Genomic DNA, 6869 nt, shown 5'->3' on the forward strand with positions numbered 1-6869 from the left:
ATAGCCTCACTGATGTCATGCCGAGCATCCAGACAAGGCTTCAGATACTCCTTCTCAATCCGATACAACGTACAAAACGTCTTCGCCGAAAAGTCCGCCAACGCCGCCTGATCGGACAAAACCCCCGCCTCGCCAATCACCTCGCCCGGCCCCATCCGCCCCGCCTCGAACTTGTGACCGCCCTTGACCAATATCACCGACACCACACCCGATTCGACAATGAACAAATGATCGCTGACCTCCCCCGCCGGCAAAATCATCTCGCCGGTACGGTACGTGTGCAGCGTCATGTTCTGGCTGAACGTCTCTTTCTCCTCTTGGCGCAACGTCGAGAAAATCGACGAGCGTTCCAACAACGCCCGCGCGCCCGTCATGGCAGGTGGCGCGCTGCTCTCCGTGGAAGACAAAACACCCACACCCGCGGCTTGCAGGTGCCGGAACGCCAAATCATAAAGCTGATTACGCACTTCGCGTTTCAAGGCCATGGACGGCACAAAACCGCTGATTTCATACTCGACGCCGCCACTCACGGACGTCTTGAACGCCACGCTCGGCGCCGGCTTGGCCAACAGCGGCCGGCAACCTTGCATCGCCCGCTCCAGCGCCTCGATTACCACTTGCGGGCGTGCATGGGGGCTGACTTGCAGGCTGACCGCCAGCCCGAACATGTCCGCCGGGCGTGAGAAATTGATGATCTTGGCCTTCGCCGCCAGCGAATTGGGGATCACCGCCATACTGCCCTGCGAGGTTTGCAGCCGCGTGGCGCGCCAGTCGATATCCGTGACGCGGCCTTCGGTGCCGTCGATGGAGATCCAGTCATCAATCTGATAAGGCTTGGTGGTGTTGAGCACAATCCCGGAAAACACGTCGCTCAAGGTGCTTTGCAACGCCAGGCCGACGATGATCGCCACGGCGCCCGAGGTAGCCAGCACGCCCTTGACCGGCAGGTCGAGCACGTACGCCATGGCGGCGATAATCGCGATCAGGAAAATCACCGCGCCCACGATGTCCTGTAGCAGCCGCCCGGTGTGGCCGACCCGCTGCATCATCACCGCGCCGAGCAACACTGTGAGCGTGCGCGCGGCAAACAGCCACCAGCCGATCTGCAGCGCGGTGGCTGCCAGGTGCAAGGCAGTGTTATCGGCATAAGGCGCAGCTTGCATGGGGTTCATGCCGTCGTTGAACAGCACGGCACTGAAGACAGCGAAGATCACCAGCCGCGCCGCGAGTTTCCAGTTGGCGAAGGTGGGAGAAATCAGGCGCCACACGGCGATGTCGATAAAGATCAGCGCCAGGGCGCAAAACATCGGGTGATCGGCGATAAATGAGGGCATCCAGGCGACTCCAGGGCGAATGCCCAGAAGATCGCATGAATTGATAACGCTGGAAAACAAAATGTGGGAGCTGGCTTGCCTGCGATGCAGACACCTCGGTCTGTTAGCTAAACCTGGGTGATGCTATCGCAGGCAAGCCAGTGCCCACAGGGTTCTGCGCCTGGCAATTACGCGTGCATCTGCCCGAACTGACCGGAGCGGAAATCGGCGAATGCCTGGTGAATTTCCTGCTCGGTGTTCATCACGAACGGGCCGTGCCCGACGATAGGCTCATCAATCGGCTCGCCGCTGAGCAGCAACACCTTGGCGTCATCATTGGACTCCAGGGTGATCTGCTGTCCATCGCGCTCGAACAACGCCAGCTGACCTTGGCGCGCAACCTCTTCGCCATTGATCAGCAGCGTGCCGCGCAGGATCACCAACGCGGTGTTGCGCCCGGCGTGCAGGTCGAGCGTCACTGCTTTACCCGCGTTCAGGCGCAAGTCCCAGACGTCGATGGGTGTGAACGTACGGGCCGGCCCCGACACACCGGCAAATTGCCCGGCGATCAAGCGCAGTTGCCCGGCGTCGTTGTCCAGCGGCAGCACCGGAATGTCACCGTCAACGAGGGTCTGGTAGCCCGCGTCAGCCATCTTGTCTTTCGCCGGCAGGTTGACCCACAGTTGCACCATCTCAAGCGCCCCGCCGCTGCGGGCAAACGCTTCGGAATGGAACTCTTCGTGAAGAATGCCTTTGGCCGCCGTCATCCATTGCACATCGCCCGGACCGATTTTGCCGCCGGCCCCCGTGGAATCGCGGTGCTCGACTTCGCCGTCGTAGACGATGGTCACGGTTTCAAAACCGCGATGCGGGTGTTGCCCGACGCCACGCCGTTGTTCGGTGGGCGTGAAATCAGCCGGGCCAGCGTGGTCCAGCAACAGAAATGGGCTGATGTGTTCGCCCATTGCGTCGTAGGAAAACAGTGTGCGCACCGGAAAGCCGTCGCCGACCCAATGCGCGCGGGGGCTGGTGTAGATGCCGATGAGTTTTTTCATGGTGTACCTCCAAAGTGCCTACACCATAAGCCGACTCGCCTTGCGGCACTAGCCGGCAAAAGCAGCCTGGATTGTTCTATGTATAGGACAATCCCTTGACTTGGCGCTGACGCAGCAAATGGAACGCGACGAAGGCCGTCACCGCGAAACCGGCCTGGATGACGATCATCGGTGTGGCGCTGCCATCGCGCAGATGGCTTAACAACACACCGCTGCACGTGGCACCGAACATTTGCGAAAAACCCATCAGCCCCGCCGCGAGACCGGCACGGTGTGCATTCGGCATCACCCCGCCCGTGACCGAGCCGGGCAATACCAGGCCGCCGCCGAGGGTGACCAGGGCCACCGGGATATCCAGGCCCAGCACCGACAGCCCGAACAGCGCATAGATAACCAGCGCTGAAACCCCGCCAACAGCCACCATCGTCACACCCATCGCCACAATTCGCTGTGGCCCCAGGCGCAGGATGTTGCGCCGGGTATAGGTAGAACCGACGATCAGCATCGACACGATCAAGCCAAAGTTGATGCCGTACTCAAGGCTGCTGAAACCCAGCAAGTTGATAAACACCGCCGATGAACCGGCGATCACCGCGAACATCGCGCCATAGGTGCAGGCCAACGCCACGGCATACGCGCGAAATGGGCGGCCTTTGAGCAAATCCAGGTATTGGCCGCCGAGGGTGCGCCAGTGGCCGGCCTTGGGATCGAGGAAGTGATTGCTTTCACGAAACAGCAGCACCACCAGCAGCAGTACCACGCTGCCAATCCCCAGTGCCAGGACGATGGGAGCGTGCCAGCCGAACAGCTTGATCAGCAGGCCACCGATCATGGGCGCGACAACAATCGCGTAGAGCATGCCAATCATGGTCAGGGCCAGCGCCGGCCCCGCCTCAGCCTTCCACACGTCACGCACCACGGTGCGTGCCAATACCAATGCAGCGCAGGCGCCCAACCCTTGCAGCACGCGGGCCGCGATGAACTGGTGGATATCGTTGACCAACAGCATCGCCAGGGTGGCCAGTACATACAACACCAGCCCGCCGATCAACACCGGGCGCCGGCCAATGCGGTCCGACAGTGGCCCGAACACCAACTGCCCCAGGCCAAAAGCGGCGACAAATGCCGACAGGGCCATCAAGGCCGAACCGGGCGGCGCCGCCAGCACCTGCTCGATGACGCCCAGGCCGGGGATAAGCAATTGGGTCGAGACTTCCCCCAGGGCAGTCAGTGCAACCAGTAAAAACAACAGGCGGCGTGAAGGTGCCGGGGCGTTTGTCATGGGGATTATCCGGGGGCTGGATTAATTTATATTTCGACCATAATATGAGTAAAAAATTATGTCCATAATTTTTTCCCTATTGCCACCCCGGAGCCCGCCATGAACCCTCTACCCCTGCGTCTTCTCACGCCCCTGGCCCTATTGATTGTACTGAGCGGCTGCAACAGCAAAGCCGACATCGCCGCCGAAGCGCCCCTGCCCCGTCCTGTTCTGGCTGCCAAAGTGGAAGCCGCCGGCACCCAGCAACGTGCCTATACCGGCGTGGTCGCGGCCCGCACTGAAAGCGATTTGGGCTTTCGGGTCGGCGGCAAGGTCATCGAGCGCAAGGTGGACCCCGGCCAACACGTCTCGCGCGGCGATACCCTGCTGGTGCTGGACATCGGCGACTTCGAGCTGGCCCTGCGCTCGGCCAAGAACCGCGTAAATGCCGCCCAGGCGCAACTGCGTCAGCGCCGCGACGATGAAAACCGCTACCAGCGCCTGGCCTCTACCGGCGCGGTGTCGCGGCAGATCTTCGATCAGTCGGCGACCAACCTGCACGTCGCCGAAGCCGAGCTGGCCGCGGCGCAATCCGATGCCAGCCAGATCGAAAACCGTCGCACCTACTCGGTACTCAAGGCCGACGGCGACGGCATCATCACCGACGTGCGCGTGGACCGCGGCCAAGTGGTCGCTGAAGGGCAAATCGTCGCGCGCCTGGCCCACGATGGCGCCCGCGAAGCCATCGTCAACCTGCCGGAAAACAGTCGCGACTACGCCTCGCAAAAGGCCTTGGCCTTCCCCTTTGGCGCACCGGACCAAGCCGTCACCGCCACGCTGCGCGAACTGTCTGCCAGTGCCGACCCGACCACCCGCACCTACCGCGCGCGTTATGTGCTGCACGGCGCCGTCGATCGCTTTGCGCTGGGCTCGACCATCACCGTGCGCCTGCAAGGCGACGGCCAGGCCGAGCAAACACGGGTGCCCATCGGCGCGTTGCAAGACGCCGGGCAAGGCACCGGCGTGTGGCTGATCGGCGCTGACGACAAGGTCACGTTCACCCCGGTGAACGTCGCCAGCCTTGGCCAGGAAGACGCCTTGCTCGACAGCGGCGTAACCCCCGGCCAAACGATCGTCGCCCTCGGCGCGCACCTGCTGCACAGCGGCGATGCGGTACGCCTGCTGCCCGCCCAGGTGCTGGCCCTCAACCGCAAACAGGACCATTGAACATGCGCGGCATCAACCTTTCCGAACTGGCGGTGAAACACCGCGCGGTCACGCTGTTCTTGATCATTGCGATCCTCGCCGCCGGGATCTTCTCGTTCGGCAAACTGGGGCGCGCCGAAGACCCGTCATTTACCGTCAAGGTCATGACCATCACCGCCGCCTGGCCTGGCGCTACCGCCCAGGAAATGCAGGAGCAAGTGGCCGACCGCCTGGAGAAACGCCTGCAGGAACTGGACTACTACGACCGCGTCGAGACCATTGCCCAGCCGGGCTTTGTGTCGATGCGCATGACATACAAGGAGTCCACCCGCCCCAGTGAAATCCAGGACCTGTTCTATCAGACCCGCAAAAAGCTCAGCGATGAAGCCGCCAAACTGCCGAAAGGCGTGATCGGGCCGTTTTTCAACGACGAGTATTCCGATGTGTACTTCGCCCTCTACGCCCTGGAGGCCGAACACCTGCCCCACCGGCAACAGGTGCAAATGGCCGAAGACCTGCGCCAGGGGTTTCTTAACCTGCCGGGGGTGAAGAAGGTCAATATCCTGGGCGAGCAGGCGCAGCGGATTTTTGTCGAGTTCTCCTATGAGCGCCTGGCAACCCTGGGCATCAAGCCCGACCAGATATTCGCCGCCCTCGCCGCGCAAAATGCCGTGGCGCCGTCAGGCTTTGTCGAGACCGCTGGAGCCCGCGCCTACATCCGTGTCGATGGCGCTTTCGACAGCCTGGCATTGATCGAAAATGTGCCGCTGGAAGCCAACGGCCGAGTACTGCGCATTGCCGACGTGGCCACCGTCAGCCGTGGTTATGAAGACCCGCCGAGCTACCGCATCCGCCACCAGGGCGACCCCGCGCTGATGCTGGGCGTGATCATGGAAAAACACTGGAACGGCCTCGAACTGGACAAGAGCCTCAAGGCCCAGGAAGCCAGAATCCAGGCAGACCTGCCGTTGGGGGTGAACTTCGCCAAAGTCTCCGACCAGGCGAAAAACATCAGCCTGGCGGTAAATGAATTCATGCTGAAATTTTTCGTCGCCCTGGCTGTGGTGATGGTGATCAGCCTGTTGGCGCTGGGCTTTCGCGTCGGCCTGGTGGTCGCCGCCGCCGTACCGCTGACCTTGTCGGTGGTGTTTGTGATCATGCTGTTGACCGGGCGTGAGTTCGACCGCATCACCCTCGGCGCGCTGATTATTTCCCTGGGCTTGCTGGTGGATGACGCGATCATCGCCATCGAGATGATGGTGGTGAAACTGGAGGAAGGCTTTGACCGCATCCACGCCGCCACTTTCGCCTGGAGTTCGACTGCTGCGCCGATGCTGACCGGCACCCTGGTGACGATTATCGGCTTTTTGCCGGTCGGGTTTGCACGCTCTGGCGCGGGGGAATATGCCGGCAATATCTTCTGGATCGTCGGCTTTGCATTGATTTCGTCGTGGCTGGTAGCGGTGGTATTCACACCCTATCTAGGCGTGAAACTGCTGCCGCAAATCAAACCGGTGCCCGGCGGCCATGATGCGATTTACGCTGGGCGTTACTACCAGAAACTGCGCAGCCTGGTGGAGGCGTGCGTGCGCCGGCGCTGGTGGGTCACCGGGCTGGTGGTGGCGGCGTTCGTGCTGTGCGGGCTGGGCATGGGTGTGGTGAAGAAGCAGTTCTTTCCCAACTCCGACCGCTCCGAGCTGATTCTGGAGGTGTACATGCCGCCCGGCAGTGCGTTCAAAGCCACTGAAGCAGTGGCCGCGCAGCTGGAAAAAGCGCTGATGCAAGAGCCGCAAACCAGCCTCGTCGACACGTATGTGGGCGGCGGCGCGCCACGGTTTTTCCTGTCGCTGAACCCCGAGTTGCCAGACCCGGCATTCGCCAAGTTGATCGTGCAAACCCCGGATTCCCAGGCCCGCGACGCGCTCAAGTTGCGCATGCGCGAGCGCATTGCCGCCGGTGAATTTCCGTCGGCGCGGGTGCGCGTCACGCAATTGCTGTTTGGCCCACCCGTGCCGTTCCCGGTGGTGTTTCGCG

At 62.0% G+C, this 6869-nt stretch carries 5 protein-coding genes; 2 read left to right on the forward strand and 3 right to left on the reverse strand.

All coding sequences use genetic code 11. The annotated features are described in order from the left end of the window. From WBB95_RS14345 to WBB95_RS14355, 3 genes are all read right to left on the reverse strand, one after another. Window positions 1–1334 (reverse strand): mechanosensitive ion channel domain-containing protein (locus WBB95_RS14345; protein ID WP_424488175.1); only part of this gene is annotated, 1334 nt, incomplete at its 3' end. Window positions 1335–1501: 167 nt separating this feature from the next. Further along, the gene (locus tag WBB95_RS14350) at window positions 1502–2368 is read right to left on the reverse strand and encodes a pirin family protein (RefSeq protein WP_424488176.1); all 867 of its coding nucleotides are present in this window, start codon (window positions 2366–2368) and stop codon (window positions 1502–1504) included. Between the two features lie 76 nt (window positions 2369–2444). Continuing rightward, the gene (locus WBB95_RS14355) at window positions 2445–3650 is read right to left on the reverse strand and encodes a multidrug effflux MFS transporter (protein WP_424488177.1); all 1206 of its coding nucleotides are present in this window, start codon (window positions 3648–3650) and stop codon (window positions 2445–2447) included. Window positions 3651–3749: 99 nt separating this feature from the next. Here WBB95_RS14355 and WBB95_RS14360 point away from each other — a divergent pair, with 99 nt between their 5' ends. Continuing rightward, on the forward strand, window positions 3750–4856 hold the full coding sequence (locus WBB95_RS14360) for an efflux RND transporter periplasmic adaptor subunit (RefSeq protein ID WP_424488178.1): 1107 nt from the start codon (window positions 3750–3752) through the stop codon (window positions 4854–4856). 2 nt (window positions 4857–4858) lie between these two features. After that, the coding region (locus WBB95_RS14365) for an efflux RND transporter permease subunit (protein ID WP_424488179.1) at window positions 4859–6869 on the forward strand (2011 nt) is incomplete at its 3' end.

Origin of the sequence: Pseudomonas sp. (assembly GCF_049645325.1) — a bacterium.
Classification (GTDB): domain Bacteria; phylum Pseudomonadota; class Gammaproteobacteria; order Pseudomonadales; family Pseudomonadaceae; genus Aquipseudomonas.